Here is a 25,814-nt window from a genome sequence, read left to right on the forward strand (position 1 = left end):
GGCACCCGGTCTTCCCTGCGCCCTCTATTTGAGGGGGGAGCAAGACGGACGCAAAGCTCGGGCGAACAAGCTGCGAGGATGCGAAGCTGTGTCTGCGTGTTCGAGGTGTAGGATGGGTAGAGCGCAGCGAAACCCATCACATTTCAGCACGCGAAAGCGAGTTGATGGGTTTCGCTGCGCTCTACCCATCCTACGAGAGCGTCACTCCAGTTGCGCCAAGCCGCTGCCTTCTCGCCCGACGGAATATTTCCGCGCTTGCCAATCAGCCCCCCGCGGTTCAGAAAAAAGAGCCAATAAGAAACGCGAGCGGAGACCTCTGTTTTGACCATCAAGGGCAAGGCCTACATTGCCGGGATCTATGAGCACCCGACCCGGCATGCGCCGGACAAATCCACCGCCCAGCTTCACGCCGAGGTCGCCAAGGGTGCGATCGAGGATGCCGGGATCAGCAAGGACGATGTCGACGGCTATTTCTGCGCGGGCGATGCACCCGGCGGCGCCTGGCCGATGGTCGATTATCTTGGCCTCAACACCAAAAAGCTCCGCCACGTCGATTCCACCGAGACCGGCGGCTGCTCCTACATCATCCATCTCGGCCATGCCGCCGAGGCGATCGCCGCGGGCAAGTGCTCGATCGCGCTGATCACGCTGGCCGGCAAGCCGCGCACCGGCGTGATGCCGCCGCGCGCAGCCGGCGCCGAGGTCGATTTCGAGTCCGCTTACGGCGCGACCACGCACAATGCCTATGGCATGTGTGCCATGCGCCATATGCACGACTATGGCACCACCAGCGAGCAGCTCGCCTGGATCAAGGTCGCGGCCTCGCATCACGCGCAATACAATCCGCACGCGATGCTCAAGGACGTCGTCACCGTCGAGGACGTCCTGAACTCGCCGATGATCTCCGATCCCCTGCATCGCATGGATTGCTGCGTCGTCTCCGATGGCGGCGGCGCGCTGATCGTGACGACACCCGAGATCGCCAGAAGCCTGAAGAAGCCGCTGGTGAAACTCATCGGCCATGGCGAGGCCATGAAAGGTCCGCGCGGCGGCAAGGATCTCGATCTCACTTACTCCGCCGGTATCTGGTCCGGCCCGCGCGCGTTCGAGGAAGCCGGCATCACGCCGAAGGACATCAAATACGCCTCGATCTATGACAGCTTCACCATCACGGTGCTGATGCAGCTCGAGGACCTCGGCTTCTGCAAGAAAGGCGAAGGCGGCAAGTTCGTCGCCGACGGCAATCTGATCTCGGGCGTCGGCAAGCTGCCGTTCAACACCGACGGCGGCGGCCTCTGCAGCAACCATCCCGTCAACCGCGGCGGCATGACCAAGATTATCGAGGCCGTCAGGCAGTTGCGCGGCGAGGCGCATCCGAAGGTGCAGGTGAAAAATTGCGATCTCGCCATCGCCCACGGCACCGGCGGTCTCTTGGGTGTTCGCCACGCCGCCTCGACGGCCATTCTGGAGCGCGTGTGATGGTAGATGCAAAGAAATATCCGGCCCCGGTGACGAACCCCGAGACCGCAGCGTTCTGGGATGCGGCGAAAGAGGGCAAGTTCATGATCAAGCGCTGCACGGCGTGCGGCGAGGCGCATTACTTCCCGCGCTCGATCTGCCCGTTCTGCTACTCCGACAAGACGGTGTGGGAGGAGGCGTCGGGCGAGGGCACGATCTACACCTGGAGCCTGATGCGGAAATCGCCGACCGGTCCCTATGCGATCGGCTACGTGACGCTGAAGGAGGGCCCGTCGGTGCAGACCAATTTCGTCGACTGCGATCTCGAGAAGCTCAAGATCGGCCAGAAGGTGAAGGTAGTGTTCAAGCCGACCGATGGCGCGCCGCTGCCGTTCTTCACGGTCGTGTAGTTCTTACTTCCCTTCTCCCCTTGTGGGAGAAGGTGGCGCGAAGCGCCGGGTGAGGGGTATCGCTCCGCGGAGAGACCATCGCTGAGGAGCCAACCCCTCACCCAAATGAATGCCTGGCCGGCATCTCGCAGCCCTCTCCCACAGGGGGAGAGGGCGCATCAATAAGCGCCGGTGATCCCCGGGAGGAAACCAGAAAAATGTCCGCCAGATACGAAGAGCTCAAAGCCCTCAAGAACCTCGGCCAGAAATATTCCTACAGCGATCGTGAGGTGATGCTCTACGCGTACGGCATCGGCCTTGGCGCCGACCCGATGGACGAGAACGAGCTCGCCTTCGTCAACGAGGGCACGTTCACGCCGCGACCGCTCAAGGTGGTGCCCACCTTCGCCTCCGTCGCGGCGTGGGGCTCGGGCCCCGGCGAGATGAATCTCAACCGCGTCATGGTGGTCGACGGCGAGCGCGACATCACCTTTCACCAGCCGCTGCCGGTGGCCGCGAACATCACCGCCGATTCCTCCGTCGTCGAAGTCTACGACAAGGGCAAGGACAAGGGCGTCGTCATCGCGCACCAGACCGTGCTCAAGAACGAAAAGGGCGAGAAGCTGGCAACGCTGGTGGCTTCGCGCTTCGCCCGCGGCGACGGCGGCTTTGGCGGGCCGAACCTGACCCAGCCCGATCCGCACAAGATCCCCTCGCGCAGCCCCGACAAGACCATCGACATCGTCACGCGCCCCGACCAGGCGCTGGTCTATCGCCTCTGCGGCGACCGCAACCCGCTGCACAGCGATCCCGAGTTTGCCAAGAAGGCCGGCTTCCCGCGCCCGATCCTGCACGGCATGTGCACCTACGGCATCACCTGCCGCGGCGTGCTGCAGACCTATGCCGACTATGACGCGAGCGCCTTCCGCCAGCACGTCGCGCGGTTCTCGTCGCCAGTGTACCCCGGCGAGACCGTGACCATGGACCTCTGGAAGGACGGCAACACGATCTCGTTCGAAGCCAAGGTGAATTCGCGCGGGGTGACGGTGATCAAGAACGGCAGGACGGTGCTGGGTTAGGCGGTCTCGTGCCCCGGACGCGGCGCAGCACGCAGTGATGCGACGCAGAGCCGGGGCCCAGAGAGCCCAGGCGAAGAAAGAACTGGGTCCCGGCTCTGCGACGCAGCGTTTCACGCTGCATCGCGTCCGGGACACAGGAGAAAAACAAACAGGGAGAAGCCACCATGGGACTACTCGACGGCAAGGTTGCGCTGATCACCGGGGCGGGCGGAGGGCTCGGTGAGGCCTATGCAAAACTGTTCGCGCGGGAAGGGGCCGCGGTGGTCGTTAACGACCTCGGCGGGCCCCGCGATGGTTCCGGCGCCGACAAGTCCATGGCCCAGCTTGTGGTGGACGCCATCACGGCGGAGGGCGGCAGGGCGGTCGCCAACGGCGCTGACATCTCCACGATGGAGGGCGGCCAGTCCGTCTTCGACGACGCCATCAAGCATTTCGGCCGCGCCGATATCCTGGTCAACAATGCCGGCATTCTGCGCGACCAGACGTTTCACAAGGCCTCCGAATCCGACTGGGACAAGGTCATCAAGGTCCATCTGAAGGGTACCTTTTGTTGCACCATGCCGGTGTTTCGCTGGATGCGGGAAAACGGCGGCGGCGTCATCGTCAACACCGCCTCGACCTCGGGCCTGATCGGCAATTTCGGCCAAACCAATTACGGCGCGGCCAAGGGCGGCATCTGGGGCCTGTCCAACGTGCTGGCCATCGAGGGCCGCAAGTACAACATCCGGATCTGGACGCTGGCCCCGGGCGCCCTGACCCGCATGACCGCAGACCTGCCCCGCTATAAGGAGAACCCCGGCGCGGCGCTGGGGCCGGACGGCATCGCGCCGGCCGTGCTATACATGGTCAGCGACTTGTCCGGCGACCAGACCGGCAAGGTGCTGGGCGTGTCCGGGCCCCGCGGCGTGCGCGAAATGCGGATGATGGAAATGGAAGGCTGGAAACCGCCGCACTCGGGCTGGAACGCCCAGGACGTCGTTGAGCATGCCAAGGAGATCTTCTTCTCCGAGGAGCAGATCAAGATGGGGGCGCGGAGGTTTTAGCCTGATTGGTCGTTCCGGGGCGCGCGAAGCGCGAACCCGGAACCTCGAGATTCCGGGTTCGGCTCTGCGAGCCGCCCCGGAATGACGGAGAAGGAAAGAGAGACTGATGAAACTCACTGCCGACGCCAAGGGCACTTTCGCAATCGCGCCGACGCCGTTCCACGACGACGGCCGGATCGACGAGCGCTCGATCGACCGCCTGACCGACTTCTACGAGGAGGTCGGCTGCGACGGCGTCACGGTGCTGGGCATCCTCGGTGAGGCCCCCAAGCTCGATGCGGTCGAGGCCGAGCAGGTTGCGGTGCGCTTCGTCAAGCGCGCCAAGAAGATGCAGGTGATCGTCGGCGTCTCCGCGCCGGGCTTTGCCACCATGCGCTCGCTGGCGAAGGCCTCGATGGATGCCGGCGCGGCCGGCGTGATGATCGCGCCGCCGCCATCCCTGCGCACCGACGACCAGATCATTGGCTATTTCAAGCAGGCGGCCGAGGCCATCGGGCCGGACATTCCCTGGGTACTGCAGGACTATCCGCTGACGCTCTCGGTGGTGTTCACCCCGGCCGTGATCCGCAAGATCGTCATGGACAATCCGAACTGCGTGATGCTCAAGCACGAGGACTGGCCGGGCCTGGAGAAGATCACGACGCTGCGCGGCTTCCAGAAGGACGGCTCGCTTCGTCCGCTCTCGATCCTGTGCGGCAATGGCGGCACGTTCCTCGATTTCGAGATGGAGCGCGGTGCCGACGGTGCAATGACCGGCTATGCCTTCCCCGAGCTCTTGATCGACGTCGTCAACCTCTCCAAGGCCGGCAAGCGCGACGCCGCGCATGATCTGTTCGACGCGCATCTGCCGCTGATCCGCTACGAGCAGCAGCCAGGTGTGGGCCTGACCATCCGCAAATACGTGCTGCAGAAGCGCGGCATCATCGCCTCCAGCGCGCAGCGCAGGCCCGGCGCGACCATCACCGCGACCGCGAAGGCGGAGGTCGAGTACCTGCTGTCGCGCGTCGCTCGTGTCGACAAGCGTGCCAATCTCGGCCCGCAATCCAGCGCCGCAGGTTAGTTGCATGGCCGAGACATCAGCATCCCGCCCGGCCTCGACGATCCTCCTGCTGCGCGACGGCGCAGCACGAGAGGTCGAGATCTTCATGATGGTCCGCCACCATCAGATCGAGTTCAACTCGGGCGCGCTGGTGTTTCCCGGCGGCAGCGTCGATGCCGGCGACAAGGAAATCGTCGCCCGCGCCGATCTGTATTCGGGCGGCGAGGGCTTGAGCGAATCGGATCGCGGTTTTCGCATCGCCGCGATCCGCGAGACCTTCGAGGAGAGCGGCATCCTGCTGGCGCGCGCGAAGGGGACGGGCACGCCGATCGATGCCAGGCGCGCCGGCGAGATCGCGGACGCGCATCGCGTCGCGCTCAACGAGCACAAGATCAGCTTCCTGACGATCCTCGACGACAACGGCCTCCAGCTCGCGCTCGACACGCTGGTGCCCTACGCGCACTGGATCACGCCGGAGGGCATGCCCAAGCGTTTCGACACCTGGTTCTTCCTCGCGGCGGCGCCGCCCGACCAACTCGGCGCCCATGACGGCCGCGAGTCCACCGACTCGATCTGGTTGTCGGCGCGCGAAGCCGTGGAGGGCGGCGAGAGCGGCCGCTTCAAGCTGCCGTTCCCGACCACGCGCAACCTGATCCGGCTGGCGAAGCAGCCCACCGTGGAGGATGCGCTGGCGCACGCCAAGGGCCTCTCCATCGTCACCGTGATGCCGGTCATGACCAAGACCGAGACCGGCCGCCAGCTCCGCATTCCCCGCGAAGCCGGCTATGACGGCGAGGTGTTCGAGGTCGGCGCCGTCGGCTAATACACTTCGACACGCAACGAAGTATTTTCGCCTGCGGACGCGCTAGCTTCCGTCCATCGTGGAATGGACGGGACGCACAATGAACAACCGGCAGGACAGCAACATCGCCGGCGAGCTGGCGCTGCTGGTCGCGCTCGCAACGCTCTGGGGCGGCTCCTACACCTTCATCAAGCTCGGTGTCGCCACCATTCCGCCGATCACGCTGATTGCGGCCCGCACGACGATTGCAGGTCTGCTGCTGTTGCTGGTCATGTGGGCGAGGGGCATCAAGATGCCGACGGACGCGGCGACCTGGCAGCGCTTCGCATTCCAGGCGGTGCTCAACAGCGTCATCCCCTGGACCCTGATCGCCTGGGGCGAACGCCATGTCGATGCGGCCCTCGCCACCATCCTCAACTCGGCCGGACCGATTTTCACATTCCTGCTCACAGCGGTCGTCACCCGCCACGAGGCGACGCCGCCGCGAAAGCTGTTCGGCGTCGTGGCGGGGATGGCCGGCATCCTCCTGATCGTCGGCGTCGATGCCTTCCACGACATCGGCAGCGGCCTCGTTGCGGAAGCGGCCATCGTCGCCGCCACGATCTGCTACGCCTGCGCAGCGATCTTCGGCCGCAGCTTCAAGGGGCTCGACCCCATGGCACCGGCCGCCGGCTCGCTGCTGGCCGGGGCCGCCGTCCTGATCCCGGCCTCGCTGGCTTTCGAGCAGCCCTGGACGCTGTCGCCGTCGCTGAGCTCGATGCTGGCGCTGCTCGCGCTCGCCGTATTTTCCACCGCCGCCGCGTTCGCGATCTACTTCCGCCTGATCCAGACCCTGGGTTCGGTCGGCACCACCGCGCAGGCCTATCTGCGCGCCCCGATCGGCGTTGCCATCAGCGTGGCCTTCCTCGGCGAGAGCCTGAGCCGGACCGCCTGGATCGGGCTTGCCTGCGTCGTCCTCGGCGTCGCCGCCATGACGATCCCGGCCCGGCCGCAAGCGCGCGTCAAACCGTCATAGGCGGGGGAAGGGGTCCGGGGACCACAATATTAAGGATATTCGCCGCCCCGAGGCATGTTCCCCCCGGGCGGTAATACGTCGTATATTGGACCCCCAGTAGCCCGGTCCTCTCATCACCAATGTCCGCCGAATTGACGCCGACCCCTGAGAAAAAGCGAACATTTTCGCTCTCCATCGGCCAACTCACCTTCGGCAGCTTCCTGCTCGTGCTGGCCGTGATCATCGTCACCTCGACCGCGAGTGTGATCGCGATCCGGCACATCGACACGACCTTCGCCGAGCTGCAGCGCCTCCAGAGCGTCGGCGACCTCGCCGAGGACATCGACCGCCGCATGAACGAGCTGCGCCTCGCCGCGCGCGACTTCGTCACCGATCCCGGCGCCGGCATCCAGTTCAAGCAGGTCGGGGAGGCGGCCTCGACGCTCAGCGACATCCTGAAGAAGACCCGCATCGAGCTGGCACCCGAGCAGCAGGACATGATCGACGGGGTCACCGAGCGCCTTGCGACCTATCGCAACGGCCTCGAGCGGATCTCGACCCTGATCGACCGCCGCGCCCAGCTGCTCGCCGGCCTGCCGCCATTGCGCGACCAGTTCGATGCGGCCGTCGCCGGCACCGCCGACCGCGATCTGGCCTCGCGCCTGTCGGAGGCACAGAGCCGCATCGCGCTCGGGCTGCTCGCGCGCAACCCGTCCGCGGCCGAGCAGGCCGCCCAGAGCATGCGAGCCCTGACCATCGACGATGCCGGGCTCAAATCGGCGGTGAACGGCTATGCCGAGGCCATCATGGCCGTGGCCGTCCGTGAGCGGCAGATCGCCGACATCGACCGCGAGGTGCTGGGAACCGAGGGCCGGCTGATCGGCCGCGTCACCGAATTGCTGCGCGAGGTCAGCGCCAGGCGCGGCCACGTGCTGTCGCGCGACTTTGCCCGCACGCTGACCGAAGCGCGCTGGCAGAGCATCGTGCTCGGCACCATCGGTGTGATGATCGGCATTGCCGCGTCCCTGTTCGTGGTGCGCAGGACGGTGCGTCCGCTCGCCCAGATCGCACGCTCCATCCGCGCGCTTGCGGCGGGCCAAAAGGATACCTCGATCCCGTCCGCCGACGTCGACAACGAGATTGGCGACATCGCGCGTGCGGCCGAAGTATTCCGCCGCGCGCTCGAGGAGGCCGACACGGCGCGCGAGGCGGCGGTGCGCGCGCTGACCGAGCAGCGTCTCGCCGAAGAGAGCTACCGCAAGCTGTTCGAGGGGTCGATCGACGGCATCTATGTGACGACGCCGGCCGGCGATCTCCTCAACGCCAATCCGGCGCTGGCGCGGATGATGGGCTACGACAGCCCGCAGCAGCTCATCGCCAGCATCAACGACATCGCCCACACCATCTACGTCCATCCCGAGGCGCGCGCCGAATATCAGCGGCTGATGACGCGCGACGGCATGGTGCGCGAATTCGAGTATCAGGTGCGCCAGCGCAGCGGCGACATCCTGTGGCTCTCCGACAGCGCCACCGGCGTGCGGGACGAAGCGGGCAACATCGTTCGTTACGAGGGCACGCTGCGCGACATCACCGACCAGAAGCGGGCGGAAGACGCCATCGCCGAAGGCAGGCGCCTGCTCCAGCAGGTCATCGACACCGTGCCCGCGGTGATCAACGTCAAGGACCGCGACCTGCGCTATGTGCTGATGAACCGCTACATGGCCGGCATCTTCGGCATCGAGCCCGGCGACGCGCTCGGCCGCACCACGGCCGACCTGATGTCGCGCTATGGCGCGGCCAAGACCGACGAGAACGACAAGCGCGTGCTCAATCTCCGCAGGGGCCTCGGCTTCTACGAGGAGGAGTACAAGGATTCCTCCGGCAACATGCGGCAATGGCTGGTCAACAAGCTGCCGTTGCTCGATGCCGAGGGCGAGATCGAGCGGATCGTCACCGTCGCGCTCGACATCGGCGAGCGCAAGCGCGGCGAGCAGGAGATGCGCAAGGCCAAGGAATCCGCCGAGACGGCGCTGCGCAATCTGCGCGAGACCCAGGCCTCGCTGATCGAGGCGGAAAAGCTCGCAGCGCTCGGGCGGCTCGTCGCCGGCGTCGCGCACGAGGTCAACAATCCCGTCGGCATCAGCCTCACGGTCGCCTCTGCGCTGGAGCGCAAGACCGCGATGTTCACGGCCGAGGTCGAGCGCGGCGAGCTCCGCCGCTCCACGCTCAACGACTTCCTCAACACCAGCCGCGATGCGTCCTCGCAGCTCGTCTCCAATCTCAACCGTGCCGCCGAGCTTATCCAGTCGTTCAAGCAGGTCGCCGCCGACCGCAATTATTCGGACCAGCGCACCTTCGATCTCGGCGACCTCACCGAGCAGGTGGTGATGAGTCTGCGGCCGGGCCTGCGCAAGCACAATCTGACGCTCAACGTCGAGTGCCAGCCGGACCTGACCATGAACTCCTATCCCGGTCCGTACGGCCAGGTGCTGACCAATCTGTTCCTGAATTCGGTGGCGCACGCCTTCCCCGACGGCCGGCCGGGGACGATCGACATCCAGGTGCGCGAGTCCGGCAAGGACAATGTCGAGATCATCTTCTCCGACAATGGCTGCGGCATGTCGCTCGACGTTCGCCGCCGCGCCTTCGACCCGTTCTTCACGACCCGGCGCGACCAGGGCGGCACCGGCCTCGGCCTGCACATCGTCTACAGCATTGTCACCAACAGGCTCGGCGGGCGGCTGGATCTCGATTCCGAGTCGGGGAGCGGCACGCGCATCCAGATCATCCTGCCGCGCACTGCGCCGCTGGAGCAGGCTGCCGAGTGATCTAGTCGGCCTCTGCGAGCTTGTGCAGGGTGGCGCCGAAGATCAGGCTGGCCTTGCCGACCAGCGCGGTGCCCGTCATCTCCGCGCGCGTATCCGTGTAGGTGCCACTGACGCCGATGCCGACCGGAGCAGGGCCGCCGAACAGCGGATTGTCGTCGCCGCGCGGCGAGGTGTGCCGTTGCACCAGCACCTCGCCTTTGAAGGTCGTGCTGTCCTTCACCACGTAGCTGCCGGTGTAATAGAGGTAGGCATCGCCGCCAAGAATCTTGCCGTCGCGGAAAAGAATCACACCGCTGCCCTTGCCGGCCCGACCGTCGAGCAGGGTCACGTGAATCGAATAGAGGCCGTTCTTCATAACGTCCCGTAGGCCGGCCGCCATCGCCCAATGGCGTAACCGATTCTGCTTTTATGCCAAAGCGTATCCGTTCGTGCAACGCGGCAGTTTGCCGGTCTGCCGCGCGACGTTGCCGCTGCGAGCCGTAGTTGTCCCAGCTTGTGCCAGCGCCTTTGTGACGGCCTGATGATGCGGCGAGGCCGGCCCGCTCCGAATCGGGATCGGCGCGCGACATGCCTGACATTGATGCGCTGGCGCAGGGGCTGGAGCAGGACGATGAGCGACTGGATCGATTCCGGCGGCGACGAGCCGTGCCTGGACAGTGCGCGTCCCACCAATCGCAGGAATGAACGACGATGCACCGGCAGGGCGACACGCCGGCGCATTGCGACGCGGCTGGCAGCTTCCGTGGCCCTGGTTGCGCTTGCAGTGCCGTTCGGCCATGCGCGCGACCGCGGCCAGTTCGGCAGCGCCAATGTGGAGCTGAAGGCCTGGTTCGACGGGCTGCGCAGCGGCAAGGGGCCGTGCTGCTCCGATGCGGACGGTTCGGCGCTCTCGGATACCGATTGGGACAGCAGGGACGGACACTACCGCGTCCGCCTGCCGCGCTATGGCACCGGGCTCGAAGGCCAGCCCCAGGAGATCGTCTGGGTCGAGGTCCCCGACGAAGCCGTGATCTCCGAGCCGAACCGGGTGGGGCGTACCATGGTATGGCCGATCTACGGCTACATGGGCGTCACCATCCGCTGCTTTATGCCCGGCAGCATGAGCTGATCCGGAAAAGTGCGAAGCGGTTTTCCGGAAGGATCATGCGCAAACAACGACCCGAAGCGCGATGACGATTCATCCAGATCTCATCGCGCTTTGGCCGGCGTTCGCAGGTATCGCCGAGAGGCTCGGCGCCTCAGGTGTATTTCTTGTCGCGCTCCAGCAGCTCGATGGAGATGCCTTCGGGGCCGCGGATGAAACAGATGCGTACGCCGGGCCTGATCGTGGTCGGCTCGCGCGTGAAGGTAACGCCCTTGGCCTTGATCTCGGCGGCGACGGCGTCGATGTCCTTCACCGTCAGGCCGAAATGGTCGAGGCCCTGATGCGGGTGTGGAGGCGGCGGGTTGACGGTGCTGTCGCCCTCGAGCGGTGCGATGAAGATCCTTGCACCGCCCAGGTTCACGTCGATCCGTCCGGGCGCGTGAACGACCTCGCCACCGAGAATGTCCCGCAGCCAGGCCGCCGTGGCCTCCGGGTCGGGGCTGCGCAGATGGACGTGATCCCAAGTGACGGCGAATGGCATTTCGTGTTCTCCCATCGAGCGTTTTGATGTTGCAGCGCATGTTAGCGGCCCCGGCCGGTGACCGCCACCGCCCGTGCCGACTCGCGAACTGCGCGGGAACCTTAGTTCGTCTTCCGGATTGAAGTAAGCTGCTGCCCGGTTCGTCGTCCGACGTTGCTTCGGCCGCTATCGGTGATGTCATGAACGCGAGGCTTGACCGGATCGGGGTGGGGCGTTTCGCCGGCACAGGCGAACGACTTGCGCGGGCCGTCACCATCGCCAGCGTCTCATTTGGCCGCAGCCTCCTGTGGCTGCTTGCGGCCATCATCGTCGGCTGCGGCGTCTGGATGCTGATTCCTCTCTCCAAGGGCAATAGTGCCGAGCCGGCGAAGCCCGAGCTGGCGGCCGTCGACACGGCGCCGTCGGGCGATGCGGTCGCAGTGCCGTCGCCGGTGTCGGAAGCACAGGCGCCAGCCATGGCGGAGCTCGGCCGCTTGCGGATTTCATCGCAGACCTGGCGCCGGGGTGGCCTTGGCTCGAAGGCGCTGGTGACGTTCACGCTGCGAAACGACAATGACTATGCCGTAAAGGATGTCGAGATCGTCTGCGCCTTCGCGCGGCGCGACGGCAGTCATCTCACCGATCGCAGCCGTGTGCTGGCGGATCCGGTCAGCATGAAGAGCCGCAAGACCTTCGCGCGGATTCCCGTCGGCTTCGTCAATGTGAATGCCGATCAGGCGAAATGCTCGCTGGTTGCTGCACGCCGCGCCTGAAGGCGGCACGTCTCAGTAGCGGAAAAGTTACCCTTTACGGCCCTTGGCCAAAAAACCTCGCATCGCCATTTGAACCGAACGGCTGGGCCAGGAACAAATTAACAGATCGCCTGTTGAGGCGGAGAGCCCACGCGGGGATGCGGGGGGCGGAGCGCGGCCCATGCCCATCTTTCGGTATTTCATGTTTGTCGGTGGAGCTTTGCTCGCACTGCTATTCGCGGCGGACTACGTTCTGCCATCGCAGCCGGTGACGCAGGCGGTCGCCGCCGCCGCAAGCAATGACCAGCCATTGATCCGGATCCGCTCCGACCGCCATCTGCCCGAGCGCGTCGTGCTCGACACGGCCCAACCCACGATCGTCCCGGCTGCGGTGAAGATCGCTGCCGTCGCTGCGCCTCAGCCGCCGGCCCAGGACAGCGCGTCGGCCGCGCTCGCCGAGATGTCGGCCAAGGCGCGGGTGCGCGAGACCTTTGCCCAGTTCACGCCGGACCCGAAGGCCGAGGCGGCCAGGAAGACCGACGGCAAGCTGCAGGCACAGGCCCAGCAGACCCAATCCCAGACGCCGGCCGCGACCCCGCCGCAGGCTCAGCCCAAGCGCAAGGTCGCGAGGGCGCATCCGGCCCCGCAGCCCGGCCGGCCGATGATGGTGGTCGCCCAGCGCCCGCAATACGGCTTCTTCGGCAACACCTGGTAAGCAACACTTGGTAAGAACGGCCAGGCCCCGCTTCGAAACGAGGCGGGGAGGGCTTTTTATTGGCCAGCCTCTCTGCTAACTCCAACCCATCCGAACGCCGCTTCCGCGCTGGCTCGCCAGCCCGAAGGTCGCGTTTTTCGGTTCGGGCCCATCGGGCCCAGGGCGCTCGTAGCTCAGCTGGATAGAGCATCGGATTTCGATTCCGAGGGTCGGAGGTTCGAATCCTTCCGAGCGCGCCATTTCGGTACACCCGCCATTGTCGCAGAAACTCGCCATTCTCCCGATGCGAGCCATCGAGTTGCATCCGCTGGCCATGCCTCGGAACGGGCGGACGAGGCGAGTCGTAGGACGCATCGCTGAGGAGGTCGCTATGCCTGATCGTAGCCGTCGCGCAATGGACGTCCGCGCGATCGCGAAAGCCGCGGACGAGCCCCGGACAGCGTCCACCTGTCGCCTGAACGCCACAGGTGACGAAATAAGCCGCGCCTCAACCGAGCGATAATGTCGCGGCGGTTGATTGCAGCAGCGTGTTGCGATTGCATGGCCGCGCAATTTGAGATTGAGGGGTTTATGGGGCGGGGATTCTGGCGTTCGTGCGTTGCACGGCTCTGTGTCGCCGCCGTCGTGAGTGTCGGCCCGACCGACCACGCGATGGCCCAGGGCGGCGACACGATCACGCTCATTCCGGACAGCGAGCTGCCGCGGAGCGTGCCGCGCGATGCCGAGGAGGCTCGGGCGCGCTCCGAGGAGCTGCTGCGCAAATATCCGCACGATCCGCGCGCGCGGCTCGAGCGCGCCGCCTTCCTGCTGGCCTTCATGCACGATGTGGCCGGCGCGGAGCGCGAGTTGCGAGCGGGGCTCGCCGAGGACAAGGCACTCGCGCGCGTCAAGCCGGCGGTTGCCAGCGCGCTTCGGGCGACGCTCGCCAAGACGCTCGCCATGGAATCGCGCCACGATGAGGCGATCGCGATGGCGCGTCCGCTTTGCGAAACTAATTCGTCGTTCCGGGCCGATGTCGCCAAGGTCGGCCTCTGCCCGGGGTTCGCTCCCGCCAGCCGCGCACCGGGTGAGCTCGACCCGGCCAGGCTCGCGGCGGTCGTCAAGGCAGCGGACCAGCTCACGGCGCTGGCTCGGCCTGGGCGACCTCCGCGTGCATCCGACCCGGCCGCCGGCGCGCTGCTCGACAGGGTGTTCGACGTCGGCGATCTGACCCGCGAGGTCCCGGCGTTCAATCAGCTGGCCGGCCTCGGGCGATGGACGATGTCGATCGGGGCTGTCTGCGAAATGTACGACCTACCGGCCGCACCCGAGGCCGGGCAGGAGCGCATGCGCGACTATTCGGCCGAGATCGGCCGCTGCCTGGACGCCAGCCTCGGTGCGAGCGGCGCGATGCTGGCCGCGACGGCCAATCCTCCGGCCGACGCCCGCGGGATCCTGATGGCGATGCACCCGAGCCCACACGAGACGGTCGTGCAGACGGTGCAGATCATGCTGGCGTACATGAATCGTCCCGAGCCTGCTGATGACTGGCGACGTGCCCGCCTGCAGGCGCTCGCCGCGCTGGCCGCGCGCGCCGGCCCCCTGCTCACCACGGACGAGCGACGCCAGCTCGCGACCGACGTGCTGTCCGCCAGCCGCACTGCGCGTGATGCCGAGGTGCGAACTGGCCTGATGAGCGTGGCGAGCCGCTTCGGCGACAAATGACGCAGGCGCGCCCAGGGTGACGAGCGTCGCCTGGCCGCTGGGGCACGCCGGACAGTAATGGTGCGATAGAGCGAACGCGTAGGGCCCATCATCATCGGCCGTGGCGCGCTAAGCCGCTTTTCGCGTTCCAGCTATGTTCCGAATTCGCGCCGAGGTCGGCTCACCGGCCGCAACGGCGTGCGCGTTCGTCAGCTTGCCGCAACAGAGCTTTGCCGCCCACGTGCCAGGGTATCGGACGGCGCTTCGTGGAAGATCGCGCGGTAGGCCGCGGCAAACTCGCCCATGTGATGGAAGCCCTGGGCGCGCGCGCAGGTGGCCACTGTTGCACCGCCGCCCTTGAGCAGGCGGGAGCGGGTCGCCCATAGGCGCTTGAGGCGAATGTACTGGTGCAGGCTCATGCCCCGCACCTTGCTGACGGCGCCGCCGAGGGTGCGGATCGAGACGCCGAACTCGCCGGCGAGGTCGGCGGTGTAGATCGGCGCGGTCGGATGAGCCAGCACGTAATCGTCGATTCGCTGCACCAGCTTGATCGAGCGCTCGCCGTGGATCGAGGCCGTGCGATCCGCCATCGTATCGATCCGAAACAGATCGTCGAGTGCAAGCAGCAGGCCTTCCTGGAGATGGGCCGCCACCTCGGTGGTCTGGAACAGGGCTGGCTGCACCGAGGCGGTTCGCAGGATGTCGAGCAGCAGCTGCCTGATGTGGAGCAGGGCGGCGCGGTTGGCGACATGGGCCCGCAGATCGTCGGCGCGATCGAACCAGCCGCGGTCCTTCAGGTCGGGCGACAGGATGATCATCGCGTGATGATTGGTCTGGGGCTCGACGAAATGGCATTCCTCGTTGCCGCGCAGCGTGACGAAGAAGCGCGCGTCGAGGTCGAGGCCCTTGAAGTTGGCCTGGAGGTCGTCGGTCATGGACAGGAGCACCATCCCGCCGGGCATCCGATAGGCGGTGTCGAGGATGCGCGCGAACGATCTCATCAGGACGACGCGGCATGCCGGCAGCGAGACGACGGCACGGACCGCGGCGAAGTTCGGGATGTCCAGCGGAATGCTTCGCGCGTCCTCCATCGACTCGATCGGCCGAAACGCATCGACGTCGGTAAAGCCGATCAGTTGAAGCGCGGAGGATGGAGCGAGGGCGTCGAACAACATGGGTCTGGCCGGCTGCTGAAATGTGACAATCAAATGAACGTCGGTCCACCTCCATCAATGGCGAAACATCGCGTTCCAGTAAATCGAATTTCAGGCCGTAGTATTGCGGACATCATGTCATGACAGCAGCCAGATCGATGTCATCGTCAACGGGGCCGGCTGATCGGCTGGCCGGCGGCAAGGTCGAGGAAGTGCAGTCCCATGCAGGCGGGACAGGCAAAGGACGCAATGCTGCGTCCGTTCGGCTTGCTCTGCTTCTCCAGATGCGTCTGGACGTTCATGCCCGTCTGGGGGCATCGGAAAACGATCAACTCAGCCATCACCGTAGAATGACGGTGTGGCGCGGTCTCATCCTTGATCTGGATCAGTTTTGGAATCGCGTCCGGTCGGCCGCAAAGACGTCATCTCGCAAAAGCGAAGGGGCCCCGAGGGCCCCTTCAGATGTCACCAGCGGCGATAGCCGTAGCCATAATAGCGCGGGCCATAATAGGGCCGCGGCGCATAATACCGTGGACCATAATAGGGCCTCGGCCCGTAATACCCATAGTAGTTCGGGCGCCACCAGCAGCGCCCCCAGGCGTTGCAGACCATGCGCACCTGCTCGACACCGGCGACCTCAGGTGTTGCGGGCGCGGGTGCGATGGGCATGGCGGACGCCGCCGACGATGCCGCCAGGGCACCGAACATGGCGCCGAACAGGCCTGCGGCGACGAGGCCAATCTTGCGAGTCATGATGTCTTTCCTCCGCTTACGCCGGCCACGTTATCGAACTTGTTCTGATCAAATTGTGGCGGAACCGAAATGTAATGCTGATGAACGGTTTTTGCCGGTTTTGGCAGGACCGATGTGGCGCCTCAGACCTTGATCCTGCGCAATTCGCAAGCTTGCCTCGGCTCTTACTGTTGTTGCCGTGGCAGCGGCGTGGGGCCTGCTGCCGGGCAAGGTGAACTGGATGCCAGTCATTCCAAATCTGTCGATCTCGCCGGAGAAAGTCTTCTTCGTCATTTCGAAATCGCGTCGGTCCGACAGCGAGGCGGCCGGAGGCGGCGTCATCCCCGACTTCAGCGACGACGACGCGAGCTACGGCCGCGGCGGGCGCGGCGAGACCACCGACCGCGCGGAGCTTGCGGGTTTCATCCGCGATCTCAATGTCGACGAGCAGATCGACCTCGTGACGCTGACCTGGCTCGGTCGCGGCGACGGAGATCTCTCCAACTGGCGTGAATTGCACGCCCAGGCGGCGCAGGCGCACAATCAGCGCACCGCGTCCTACCTGATCGGCACGCCAATGCTCGCCGACTATCTGGAGGAGGCAATGGCGCAGTTCGGCAAGTCCTTCGAGGAATTCGAAGAACACCTCTGACGCCGGAAGCGGCGTCGGTAAGTTTCAAGGAGAGTGCAATGGAAAAGATGAGAATCGACAAGGGCGACTGGCTGGTCGTGTGCGACGGGCGCAAGGCGCTGATTCTGGAGAACCTCGGCGACGAGATGTTTCCGAACCTTCACACCAAGGAGGTGCTCGAGCAGCCCAACCCCTCGACCGCCGCGCAAGGCACCGACGCGCCGGGCCGGCTGCATGCCGCGGCCGGCGGCGTGCGCAGCTCTGCCGAGCAGACCGATTGGCATGACGAGGCCGAGCGCGCCTTCCTGCGCAGCCTGGCCGGCCGGCTCGATGCCGCCGTCAGCTCAGGCGAGACCACGGCGCTGACCATGGTGGCGTCACCGCGCGCCCTCGGCATGATCCGCGCCGACTACTCGGACGTCATGCGCAAGGCGCTCCGGGGCGAGGTCGGCAAGGACCTCGTCAAGCTGCCGGTCTACGAGATCGAGAAGCAATTGCTGATGTCGGGTGCCCCCAAATAGGGGCGCCCGTAAAGGCTGGGCCGCGTCCCCGGGGACGCGGTCGCGCCCTTCAGTAGCAGGGGTGCCGGCGGCGGTCCTGGCCGACATAGGCGGCCGCGCTCTGGTAGCAGTGGTTGGTGGACGGGCCGTCATAGAAGGCGAAGGTGCCGGGGGTGATTCCGGGCCCGTAATTGTGCACAAAGCTGATAGGGTAGGGCAGCGGATTGGCGTAGGAGCGGTAGTAGCGGTGATGGCCCCGCGCCTCCGCCAGGCCAGGGGCTAGGATTGCGGCCGACAGGGCAGCAACCGCGGCGACTAGCGTCAACTTGCTCATCTCGATTCTCCGGAACCCGCGCGATAGGTCAGCCATCTATAGCCAGTTCGGGCCGCCGGGGCACCCGTCGGGCCCCCGGAAATCGGGACCAATCCCGCAGATTCCCGGGTGGGTGTGACAGAATTGCCGGAGGGACAGTCCAGGCCTGCCCATTTTTGGCCTTTTCGGGATGCTTAACGAATTCCCCACACAAGTATGACCAAAGAGTATTCAGTTAAGAATCCTGTCGCCGGCCCTTGGGGGCTCCTTCGAGACCGGTGCACGTCAGAAGGCCTTCGCCGTCACCTCGCCATGCGCATCACGCTTCTGAGCCTGCTGTTGCTCTGCTTCGCCGCCGCCACGCCGGCGCGGGCCGAGCTGCATATTACCCGCGACCACGGCGGCTATGTCGAGGAGTACAAGGCCAAGTACAAGCGCGTCCGCGAAAAGGGCGAGCGGGTCATCATCGACGGCATCTGCAATTCGGCCTGCACCCTGGTGCTCGGCATCGTGCCGATGAACAAGATCTGCGTGACGCCGCGCGCAAGCCTCGGCTTCCACCAGGCCTATTACGACAAGGCCTTCACCTTCGGCATCAAGGTCACCAGCTCCGAGGGGACGTCCGACCTGATGTCCTATTACCCCGACACGGTGAAGGACTGGATCCGCCGCAATGGCGGGCTCACCACCGACATGAAGAAGATCAAGAACGGTGTCGAGCTCTGGAAGATCATCGACCCCTGTCCGGAAGAATGGTGAGCGGCTGAGCTGAGCCGCCATCGTCCCTCGCAGCGCAGCATCGCCTCAGGCGAAATTCGCATTGCCGCATAGCCCTCGCTGGGGCAATGAGGGCGGCAATGAATCATAATCAAGAAGCCCTGACAGCTCGCGCCGCGCCGATCCTGTTCGTCCTGCTCTGGAGCACGGGTTTCATCGGCACCAAATACGTCGTCAACAACGCCGATCCCTTGACCTATCTCGCCATCCGCATGGCCATCGTGGTCGGCCTGATGGCGATCATCGCCGGCATCGCGCGGCCCAAATGGCCTGATCGCATCGGCATCGCCCACAGCGCGGTCGCCGGCATCCTGGTCCACGGCTTCTATCTCGGCGGCACCGCGATCGCGATCGCGCATTCGATTCCGGCCGGGCTCTCCGCGCTGATCCCGGGCCTGCAGCCGATCCTGACCTCGACCATCGCCAACCGCTGGCTCGGCGAGCGGGTGACGCCGGTGCAATGGGCCGGTCTCGTGCTGGGTCTCGGCGGCGTGGTCATGATCCTGCACAACCGTCCGATGACCGGGGAGGCCGGGCTCGGCTGGCTCGCCTCGGTGGTGTCGCTGATCAGCATCACGCTCGGCACACTCTATCAACGCCGCTACTGCAACCAGATCGACTGGCGCGCCGGCAATCTCGTGCAATATGTCGCCGTCACCATCTTCTTCGCGATCGGCGCTTTCCTGTTCGAAGACCGCGTGGTGCACTGGACGCGGGAGTTCGTGCTCGCGCTCGCCTGGCTCGCGGTGGCGCTCTCGATCGGATCGATCGGGCTGCTCTACTGGCTGATCCGCCACGCCGCGGCGACCTCGGTGGCGAGCCTGTTCTATCTCGTGCCCGCCGTGACCGCGCTGATGGCCTATCTGCTGTTCGGCGAGAAGCTCGACGCGCTGGCGATCGCCGGCATGGCGATGTGCGCGGGCGCGGTGTTCGTCGTCAACCGGCGCGTCTAGGCAGATAGGGCAGGTCGCCGGCATTACATCCCTGACCTGCGCGGCGCGTTCGTGTTAGGCTGATCGCATTTCAGCTGCACATTGACACGGTGATTTCCATGAAGAAGGCGAGGCGCGCGCTGCTCGGCAGGTCGATGAAGCCGGTCCGGATTGCCTGCATCAACTACGCCGAGGAGATGATCAGCGAGCGGATGATGGCGCGGCTCACGGCCGCGCTGCAGAAATGCTACGACGAGCATTTCCTTCCCGTGTGGGGCTATCCCGTCGATCTCGACGTCACCCGCAAGCCGAAGCCGACGGACTGGCAGCTCGTCTATTTCGACGACGCCACCCACAAGAACTTCCTCGGGCGGCACGAGCTGACGCATCGGGGGCAGCCGATCTCGAAGATCTTCGTCAAGGCGCTCGGCGACGAGCCCGTCAGCGTGGCGGCCTCGCACGAGCTGTTCGAGATGGTGCTCGACCCCATGGCCAATCTGTGGGCCGACAAGACCCGGCACACCCAATATGCCTACGAGGTCTGCGATGCCGTCGAAGAGGAATCGTTCCTCGTCAGCGGCTTTCCGATGTCGAACTTCGTCTATCCGTCCTGGTTCGAGCCGTTCGCGCATCCCCGCGGCACCAAGTTCGACCACATGGGATCGCTTAAGGAGCCGTTCTCGATGACCGAGGGCGGCTACGTCATCAAGAAGGTCAACGGCAGGCGGTTGATCAAGCAGTTCGGCTCGCCTGAAAAGCGGCGGCGCTTCAAGGCCGAGGATCGCCGAGGCCATCGCAGCGAGTTCCGCGATCCCCAGGGACAGCATCATCCAACCCGGCGCGCATCCAAGCGGCGAGGGTAGTCTTGCCAAGATGGTGGTCTTGCAAAGCAGTCTCCGGGTGCGCCTGCGCCCGGAGACCTGGTCGAGACGCTGCGATCAGCGCTTGGACTTCTTGGCCTTCTTGCCCTTTGCCGTTTTCTTGACGGCTTTCTTGGCGGACTTCTTGCTGGTCTTCTTGGCGGCTTTCTTCGCAGACTTCTTGCCGGCCTTCTTTGCGGTCTTCTTCGAGGCCTTCTTGGTCGTCTTCTTGGCCGCCTTCTTCTTGGCAGCCTTCTTCGGCGCTACTTTCTTCGCGACCTTCCTGGCGGCCTTCCGGACCTTCTTGACGGCGGTGACCGCCGCGTCCTTGGTTGCTTCAACGGCGCTGGTGATCGTGTCCATCGCCTGTTCGGTGATCGGCTTGTCGTCGTCCATATCGTCCCCCGCGGTTTGATTGGAGCGATGACGATAGCGGGTTTCGAAATTGTGTCAAAGCAACGCTCAACCTTTGCGGATCTTCGCATAGGCGGCGAGCGCACGCTCGCGCCCTTTGGCATGATCGACGATCGGATGCGGATAGGTTTTGCCGAGCGTGACGCCGGCGCTTCCAAGCTCGATCGGCGTCGCCTGCCACGGCTGGTGGATCAGCTTGGCCGGCATGTCCTTCAGCTCCGGCACCCAGCGCCGAACATAGGTTCCATCGGGATCGAACTTCTCGCCCTGGAGGATCGGATTGAACACGCGGAAATAGGGCGCAGCATCGGCGCCGCAGCCGGCGACCCATTGCCAATTGGCAGGATTGCTGCCGGCGTCCGCGTCCACCAGCGTGTCCCAGAACCAGGCTTCGCCATCGCGCCAGTCGATCAGGAGGTGCTTGACCAGGAAGGACGCCACCACCATCCGCACCCGGTTGTGCATCACGCCGGTGTGCCAGAGCTCGCGCAGTCCGGCATCGACGATCGGATAGCCGGTCGCCCCGCGCTGCCAGGCAGCGAGCGCGGTCTTGTCCGGTTTCCACGGGAAGCCGTCGAATTGGGTTTGCAGGTTTTCGCTGGCGAGGTCGGGATGATCGTGCAGCAGGTGGCGGCAGAACTCGCGCCAGCCGAGCTCGCTGAGGAACTTTTCGACGCCGGGGCCGATCGCCGGATTTTCAGCCGCCGCGAATCGCGCCGCATGCCAGACTTGGCGCGGGCTGAGCTCGCCGAATCGCAAATGCGGCGACAGGCCTGAGGTGCCCTCGCGGTCCGGACGGTCGCGGTCGCCGGCATAGGTGCGTGCGATGTGCTTGAGGAAATCGCGCAGGCGCGCGCGGGCGGAGGCTTCGCCCGGGGTCCATCTCTCGCGCAGGCCGCCCGCCCAATCCGGCTTGGTCGGCTCGAGCTTCCAGCTCTCCAGCCGGTCGCTGGCGGCCTTTGGACCTGGCCGCAGCTCCTTCGGCGCAGGCAGCGGTTTTGGCGGATCGCCGAGCGACAGTACTCGCCGCCAGAACGGCGTGAACACGCGGAGGCCGCGGCCTTCCTTGTTGCGAATGGCGGAGGGCGGGACCAGGAGGTCGCCGGGGAAGCTCTGCGAGTCCACGCCGAGCTTTGCCAACGCGGCTTCGAGCTGTCTCTCAACCGCCTGATGCGGCGCCTGCGCGATTGCGCTCCAGTGCACGGCGCGGGCGCCGGTCTCGCGTGCCAGCTCGGGGATGATCTTGGCCGCCAGTCCCTTGCGCAGGATCAGCGACCCGCCGCGCGTGGCGATTTCGGCCCCGAGCGCGCGCAGCGACTGCGCCAGCCACCAGCGCGCCGCGCCGCCGGGCGGCCGGGCGATGCTGTCGTCGAGGACGTAAAGGCAGACCACCGGCGCGCCGCTCTTGCCGGCAGCGTGGAGAGCGGGGTGGTCGGACAGGCGGAGATCGTCGCGGAACCAGACGATGACGGGCGGAGCACTTGGCTTGGTCAGGCGAGGCCTCGTTTACAATTTGGAAACCATGTCGCGGTGGGCGGCGTGAACGGGCGTTAATGCGACTGTAAGCCGCCTGCATTATTTTGCAGGAATTACGGAGAGATTCCCAATCATGTCCAGCTTTTCAACGGCAAAGATCCTGCCGCAGTTCAAACTCGGCACCAAGGCTGTGCTGTGCGCGGTGCTGCTGATCGCCGTGAATACGGCCCTCGTGGTCGGCGCAGGCTATTGGTCGCTCACCTCGGCCTTCAACGATCGCGCGCTACGCGACATCGAGGTCAATTTGCGCACCCTGGCGCTCGCCTTCAGCGAGATCGTGCCGGCCGCCAAGATCACGATGCGGGATGGCGCGGTGGTGCGCGCCGAGATCCCCAAAATGCCTGATTTCACGGATCACGCCATCGTCGATCGCGCGGTGTCCTATGTCGGCGGCAATGCGACCCTGTTCGTGTTCGACGATGCCAGCGGGCAGTTCGTCCGCCGCTCCACCAATGTGAAAAAGGAAAACGGCGACCGCGCCGTCGGCACCCAGCTCGCCGCCGATCATCCGGGGCAGGCGTCGCTGCGCCGTGGCGAGGCCTATAAGGGGCCGGCCATGCTGTTCGGAAAGTCGTTCATGACCGCCTATTTCCCGGTCGCGGACACGAGCGGCAAGGTCGTCGGCATTCTCTATGTCGGCATTCCCATGATCCAGTACGAGAACATGCTGTCCCATGCGATCCAGAGCATGGCCGCGGCCGCCGGCCTTGCCGCGCTTCTGGTGCTGGTCCTGACCCTATTGATCGTCCGCCGCGTCACCCGGCCGCTCACCTCGGTCACGCGCTCGCTCACCGCGCTTGCCGATGGCCAGAGCGACGTCGCGATCGAATGCGAGGATCGCGCCGACGAGATCGGCGAGATCGCCCGCACCGTCGCGGTGTTCAGGAGCAATTCGCTGGAGCGGGCACGCATGCGCGGCGAGCAGGCGGCGGCCTCGGCCGCAGCCGCCGAGCAGCGCAAATCCGACCTGCGCAATTTTGTCGACGAGTTCCGCGGCAGCGTCGGCGGCATCCTCGACAAGGTGCTGACCTCTTCTGGCGAGTTCGAGCGCGCGGCGCGGCAGCTGACGGATGTCGCCCGTTCCACCGCCGACCTGTCCGCGCAGTCCGCCGGCGCGTCCGAAAATGCCTCCGAGCACGTGCGTTCGGCGGCCTCGGCCTCCGACGAGCTGTCGCAATCGATCGCCGAGATCACCCGGCGCGTGCAGGAATCGAACCAGATTTCCGCCGAGGCGGTGCAGCAGGCCGAAGCGACCGACCAGCGCATCGCGCAACTGTCGGAAGCCGGCGCGCGCATCGGCGACGTCGTCAAGCTGATCACATCGATCGCCGAGCAGACCAATCTGCTGGCGCTGAATGCCACCATCGAGGCCGCACGCGCGGGCGATGCCGGCCGCGGCTTTGCGGTGGTGGCTCAGGAGGTCAAGACGCTGGCCGGCCAGACCGCCAAGGCCACCGACGAGATCTCGAGCCAGATCGAGAGCATGCAGCTCGCGACGGAGGAATCCGTCGCCGCCATCAAGGCGATCAGCCAGACCATCGAGCGCATCAGCGGCATCGCCGGCTCGATCTCGGCTGCGGTCGAGCAGCAGAAAAGCGCGACCCACAACATCGTGGCGAGCGTCCGCGCGGCGGTTTCAGGTACGGCCGATGTCGCCGTCAACGTCCGCCAGGCCGCGCAAGGCGCCAACGAGACCGGCGAGACCTCGAGCCGGATGTTCGCCTCGGCCCAGGCGTTGTCGGGCGAGAGCGTGCATCTGAAGGCCGAGGTCGACGGGTTCCTCGACCGCGTGCGGGCGGCGTAACCCTACGTCGTCATCCCGGGGCGGTGCGAAGGACCAGACCCCCGGTGCGCAATTGCGCACCTGAGGATCTCGAGATCCCGGGTTCGATGCTGACGCATCGCCCCGGGATGACCCTCAGCTATTTCGGCTGCGGCACGATCCGGATGTACGGCTTCGGCTCTTTCCAGCCCTGCGGGTAGATCGTCTTGGCCTCGTCGTTGGAGACCGAGCCCGCGATGATGACGTCCTCGCCCTGCGTCCAGTCGGCCGGGGTGGCGACGCGATGCTTGGCGGTGAGCTGCAGCGAGTCGATGACGCGCAGGATCTCCTGGAAGTTCCGGCCCGTGGTCATCGGATAGACCAGCACCAGCTTGATCTTCTTGTCAGGCCCGATGACGAAGACGTTGCGGACGGTCTGGTTGTCGGCGGCGGTGCGGACGAGAGGATCGCCGGAGATCGCGGCCGGCAGCATGCCGTAGAGCTTCGAGACGTTGTAATCGGTGTCGCCGATCATCGGATAGTTCGGGGCAGCGCCCTGCGTCTCCTTGATGTCTTCCGACCATTTGGCATGGCGGTCGACCGGATCGACCGAGAGGCCCATCAGCTTGACGCCGCGCTTGTCGAACTCGGGCTTCAACCTGGCGAGGGCGCCGAGCTCGGTCGTGCAGACCGGCGTGAAGTCCTTGGGATGCGAGAACAGAAGCGCCCAGCTGTTGCCGATCCAGTCGTGGAACTTGATCTTCCCTTCGGTGGTCTCGGCTTCGAAGTCGGGTGCGGTGGCGCCGATCGGAAGTGTCATGATTTTACCTCATCGCATTGAATCTACTGGAAAATTCGTCTCTAGCCGTCCGCATCAATATAGGGGTCTTGGGAGGCCAAGTGAACGGCAACTGAACTGGCTCAAGTAAAATGTGAATTCCTCCCCCGAAGGGCCTATTTCCTAGCAACTTATTGTTACGGCGGCACCTGCGGCGAAACATCTCCATCCGGGGTCACACGGTCTCGCTCGCCCCGATTATGCCTTTTATGACTTCCATCACGCTCGCCTCGCGGGTCCCAGAACCAAAATGGTTCTGACAGCGACCAATTGGCAACCATCTCGAAAAGTCGCGACCTCCGTATCGAATCGTTAACCACCCCTTTACGTCGGCATGAAAATGCTGACCGGTCAGAAGAAATCTGGAAGTGAACTATGTCCGCCGCTGCGCCTAAATCTGTCGAACCCTCGTCCCTCGAACCGTCCTGCCGCGATACCGCGGCCCATGCGCTCTCCGTCGTGCGCGACGGCGTGATCACCGGCGAAGGCCCGACCACCAAGGGGAGGGTGCATTTCTCCCGTTCGCTCGACGCCGATGACATCGCCTGGTGCACGCGTATCCTGACGGCCACCGCCGTCAACGACCAGCCGGTCAGCCGCGCCGAGGCCGAGATCCTGTTCGAGATCAACGAGGCCGCGACCGAGCGCACCGATGGTGGCCGTTTCGACGACCTGCTCGCCAAGGCCGTTGCCCATCATGCCGCGAGCGCTTCCGGCCTGAAGGTTCCGCCGCGCAGCGTCGCGCTGGCCGCCGACACCGACATCGAGAGCTGGGCGCCGTCCTACGCCTCCAAGGTCAACAGCGAGATGCTGGAGTGGATCGCCGGCCAGATGCGCGGCAAGCGCCACAACAACCGCCGCCTGATGGCGATGGTGGCGACCTTCCTCGGCGCCACCGCGCTGCCTTTGGCGGGCCAATTGCCGAACGTGTTCGACATCGGCATGTAATATCCGAGATGGTCTCGCGCCCCTTGCGAGG

General features: G+C 65.4%; 28 protein-coding genes and 1 tRNA gene. 20 read left to right on the top strand and 9 right to left on the bottom strand.

Annotated features, from left to right (window positions below; genetic code table 11):
- The first annotated feature begins 321 nt into the window (after positions 1–321).
- From QRQ56_RS03255 to QRQ56_RS03290, 8 genes are all read left to right on the top strand, one after another.
- Positions 322–1,479 carry a thiolase domain-containing protein gene (locus tag QRQ56_RS03255; protein ID WP_018322309.1) on the top strand — a complete coding sequence of 386 codons (1,158 nt, stop codon included), beginning with the start codon at positions 322–324 and terminating at the stop codon, positions 1,477–1,479.
- Entirely contained in the window at positions 1,479–1,868 is a 390-nt protein-coding gene (locus QRQ56_RS03260) for a Zn-ribbon domain-containing OB-fold protein (protein ID WP_438737588.1), read from the top strand. The genes QRQ56_RS03255 and QRQ56_RS03260 overlap by 1 nt, the downstream gene beginning before the upstream one ends.
- A gap of 197 nt (positions 1,869–2,065) precedes the next feature.
- Complete coding sequence (locus QRQ56_RS03265; RefSeq protein WP_438737590.1) at positions 2,066–2,926, top strand: MaoC/PaaZ C-terminal domain-containing protein; 861 nt, start codon at positions 2,066–2,068, stop codon at positions 2,924–2,926.
- A 164-nt stretch (positions 2,927–3,090) separates the two neighbouring features.
- A complete protein-coding gene (locus QRQ56_RS03270) occupies positions 3,091–3,969 on the top strand; it encodes an SDR family oxidoreductase (protein ID WP_438737591.1) in 879 nt (292 codons plus the stop codon).
- Between the two features lie 106 nt (positions 3,970–4,075).
- The gene (locus QRQ56_RS03275; RefSeq protein ID WP_438737592.1) at positions 4,076–5,029 is read left to right on the top strand and encodes a dihydrodipicolinate synthase family protein; all 954 of its coding nucleotides are present in this window, start codon (positions 4,076–4,078) and stop codon (positions 5,027–5,029) included.
- Positions 5,030–5,033: 4 nt separating this feature from the next.
- Positions 5,034–5,831 carry an NUDIX hydrolase gene (locus QRQ56_RS03280; RefSeq protein WP_438737593.1) on the top strand — a complete coding sequence of 266 codons (798 nt, stop codon included), beginning with the start codon at positions 5,034–5,036 and terminating at the stop codon, positions 5,829–5,831.
- Positions 5,832–5,910: 79 nt separating this feature from the next.
- On the top strand, positions 5,911–6,825 hold the full coding sequence (locus QRQ56_RS03285; RefSeq protein WP_438737594.1) for a DMT family transporter: 915 nt from the start codon (positions 5,911–5,913) through the stop codon (positions 6,823–6,825).
- A 119-nt stretch (positions 6,826–6,944) separates the two neighbouring features.
- Positions 6,945–9,632 carry a PAS domain S-box protein gene (locus QRQ56_RS03290; protein WP_438737595.1) on the top strand — a complete coding sequence of 896 codons (2,688 nt, stop codon included), beginning with the start codon at positions 6,945–6,947 and terminating at the stop codon, positions 9,630–9,632.
- Between the two features lies 1 nt (position 9,633).
- Here QRQ56_RS03290 and QRQ56_RS03295 read toward each other — a convergent pair whose 3' ends face one another.
- Complete coding sequence (locus QRQ56_RS03295; RefSeq protein WP_245444183.1) at positions 9,634–9,987, bottom strand: GrlR family regulatory protein; 354 nt, start codon at positions 9,985–9,987, stop codon at positions 9,634–9,636.
- A 255-nt stretch (positions 9,988–10,242) separates the two neighbouring features.
- On the opposite strand from QRQ56_RS03295, the gene QRQ56_RS03300 reads away from it, so the two are divergent.
- Entirely contained in the window at positions 10,243–10,740 is a 498-nt protein-coding gene (locus QRQ56_RS03300) for a hypothetical protein (RefSeq protein WP_438737596.1), read from the top strand.
- A 130-nt stretch (positions 10,741–10,870) separates the two neighbouring features.
- Here the strand turns inward: QRQ56_RS03300 and QRQ56_RS03305 are convergent, their stop codons facing one another.
- The gene (locus tag QRQ56_RS03305; RefSeq protein ID WP_438737598.1) at positions 10,871–11,257 is read right to left on the bottom strand and encodes a VOC family protein; all 387 of its coding nucleotides are present in this window, start codon (positions 11,255–11,257) and stop codon (positions 10,871–10,873) included.
- Positions 11,258–11,436: 179 nt separating this feature from the next.
- Between QRQ56_RS03305 and QRQ56_RS03310 the strand changes: the two genes are divergently transcribed.
- The 4 genes from QRQ56_RS03310 (at position 11,437) to QRQ56_RS03325 (ending at position 14,407) form a co-directional block, all read left to right on the top strand.
- Positions 11,437–12,009, top strand: coding sequence for a hypothetical protein (locus QRQ56_RS03310; RefSeq protein ID WP_438737599.1), 573 nt, complete (start codon positions 11,437–11,439; stop codon positions 12,007–12,009).
- A 160-nt stretch (positions 12,010–12,169) separates the two neighbouring features.
- Positions 12,170–12,703, top strand: a complete 534-nt coding sequence (locus QRQ56_RS03315) for a hypothetical protein (RefSeq protein WP_438737600.1) — start codon at positions 12,170–12,172, stop codon at positions 12,701–12,703.
- Positions 12,704–12,865: 162 nt separating this feature from the next.
- Positions 12,866–12,942 (top strand) — tRNA-Arg (locus tag QRQ56_RS03320).
- Positions 12,943–13,243: 301 nt separating this feature from the next.
- The gene (locus tag QRQ56_RS03325; RefSeq protein ID WP_438737602.1) at positions 13,244–14,407 is read left to right on the top strand and encodes a hypothetical protein; all 1,164 of its coding nucleotides are present in this window, start codon (positions 13,244–13,246) and stop codon (positions 14,405–14,407) included.
- Positions 14,408–14,595: 188 nt separating this feature from the next.
- On the opposite strand, the gene QRQ56_RS03330 is transcribed toward QRQ56_RS03325, so the two are convergent.
- The 3 genes from QRQ56_RS03330 to QRQ56_RS03340 all read right to left on the bottom strand — a co-directional run bounded on the left by QRQ56_RS03330 (position 14,596) and on the right by QRQ56_RS03340 (position 16,293).
- The gene (locus tag QRQ56_RS03330; RefSeq protein ID WP_438737604.1) at positions 14,596–15,561 is read right to left on the bottom strand and encodes a helix-turn-helix domain-containing protein; all 966 of its coding nucleotides are present in this window, start codon (positions 15,559–15,561) and stop codon (positions 14,596–14,598) included.
- 146 nt (positions 15,562–15,707) lie between these two features.
- Positions 15,708–15,842 carry a hypothetical protein gene (locus QRQ56_RS03335; RefSeq protein ID WP_438737605.1) on the bottom strand — a complete coding sequence of 45 codons (135 nt, stop codon included), beginning with the start codon at positions 15,840–15,842 and terminating at the stop codon, positions 15,708–15,710.
- Positions 15,843–16,005: 163 nt separating this feature from the next.
- Entirely contained in the window at positions 16,006–16,293 is a 288-nt protein-coding gene (locus QRQ56_RS03340) for a hypothetical protein (protein WP_438737606.1), read from the bottom strand.
- Between the two features lie 220 nt (positions 16,294–16,513).
- On the opposite strand from QRQ56_RS03340, the gene QRQ56_RS03345 reads away from it, so the two are divergent.
- Positions 16,514–16,924: a DUF3775 domain-containing protein gene (locus QRQ56_RS03345; RefSeq protein ID WP_438737607.1), complete on the top strand. Its 411-nt coding sequence runs from the start codon at positions 16,514–16,516 to the stop codon at positions 16,922–16,924.
- A 38-nt stretch (positions 16,925–16,962) separates the two neighbouring features.
- Positions 16,963–17,424: a host attachment protein gene (locus QRQ56_RS03350; RefSeq protein WP_438737608.1), complete on the top strand. Its 462-nt coding sequence runs from the start codon at positions 16,963–16,965 to the stop codon at positions 17,422–17,424.
- Between the two features lie 49 nt (positions 17,425–17,473).
- On the opposite strand, the gene QRQ56_RS03355 is transcribed toward QRQ56_RS03350, so the two are convergent.
- On the bottom strand, positions 17,474–17,737 hold the full coding sequence (locus QRQ56_RS03355; protein WP_438737609.1) for a hypothetical protein: 264 nt from the start codon (positions 17,735–17,737) through the stop codon (positions 17,474–17,476).
- 291 nt (positions 17,738–18,028) lie between these two features.
- Between QRQ56_RS03355 and QRQ56_RS03360 the strand changes: the two genes are divergently transcribed.
- From QRQ56_RS03360 to QRQ56_RS03370, 3 genes are all read left to right on the top strand, one after another.
- Positions 18,029–18,475, top strand: coding sequence for a hypothetical protein (locus tag QRQ56_RS03360; protein WP_438737610.1), 447 nt, complete (start codon positions 18,029–18,031; stop codon positions 18,473–18,475).
- 98 nt (positions 18,476–18,573) lie between these two features.
- Positions 18,574–19,446: a DMT family transporter gene (locus tag QRQ56_RS03365; RefSeq protein ID WP_438737612.1), complete on the top strand. Its 873-nt coding sequence runs from the start codon at positions 18,574–18,576 to the stop codon at positions 19,444–19,446.
- A gap of 98 nt (positions 19,447–19,544) precedes the next feature.
- On the top strand, positions 19,545–20,288 hold the full coding sequence (locus QRQ56_RS03370) for a hypothetical protein (RefSeq protein WP_438737613.1): 744 nt from the start codon (positions 19,545–19,547) through the stop codon (positions 20,286–20,288).
- A gap of 75 nt (positions 20,289–20,363) precedes the next feature.
- Here the strand turns inward: QRQ56_RS03370 and QRQ56_RS03375 are convergent, their stop codons facing one another.
- Positions 20,364–20,681 (bottom strand): histone, encoded by a 318-nt coding sequence (locus QRQ56_RS03375; RefSeq protein WP_438737614.1) that lies wholly within the window; start codon positions 20,679–20,681, stop codon positions 20,364–20,366.
- 66 nt (positions 20,682–20,747) lie between these two features.
- A complete protein-coding gene (locus tag QRQ56_RS03380) occupies positions 20,748–22,139 on the bottom strand; it encodes a cryptochrome/photolyase family protein (RefSeq protein ID WP_438740052.1) in 1,392 nt (463 codons plus the stop codon).
- Positions 22,140–22,308: 169 nt separating this feature from the next.
- Here QRQ56_RS03380 and QRQ56_RS03385 point away from each other — a divergent pair, with 169 nt between their 5' ends.
- A complete protein-coding gene (locus QRQ56_RS03385) occupies positions 22,309–24,039 on the top strand; it encodes a methyl-accepting chemotaxis protein (protein WP_438737615.1) in 1,731 nt (576 codons plus the stop codon).
- Positions 24,040–24,157: 118 nt separating this feature from the next.
- On the opposite strand, the gene QRQ56_RS03390 is transcribed toward QRQ56_RS03385, so the two are convergent.
- On the bottom strand, positions 24,158–24,817 hold the full coding sequence (locus tag QRQ56_RS03390; RefSeq protein ID WP_438737616.1) for a peroxiredoxin: 660 nt from the start codon (positions 24,815–24,817) through the stop codon (positions 24,158–24,160).
- Between the two features lie 393 nt (positions 24,818–25,210).
- Here QRQ56_RS03390 and QRQ56_RS03395 point away from each other — a divergent pair, with 393 nt between their 5' ends.
- Complete coding sequence (locus QRQ56_RS03395; protein WP_438737617.1) at positions 25,211–25,783, top strand: hypothetical protein; 573 nt, start codon at positions 25,211–25,213, stop codon at positions 25,781–25,783.
- Positions 25,784–25,814 lie beyond the last annotated feature (31 nt).

Origin of the sequence: Bradyrhizobium sp. U531, from assembly GCF_051710265.1 — a bacterium.
Lineage (GTDB): Bacteria > Pseudomonadota > Alphaproteobacteria > Rhizobiales > Xanthobacteraceae > Bradyrhizobium.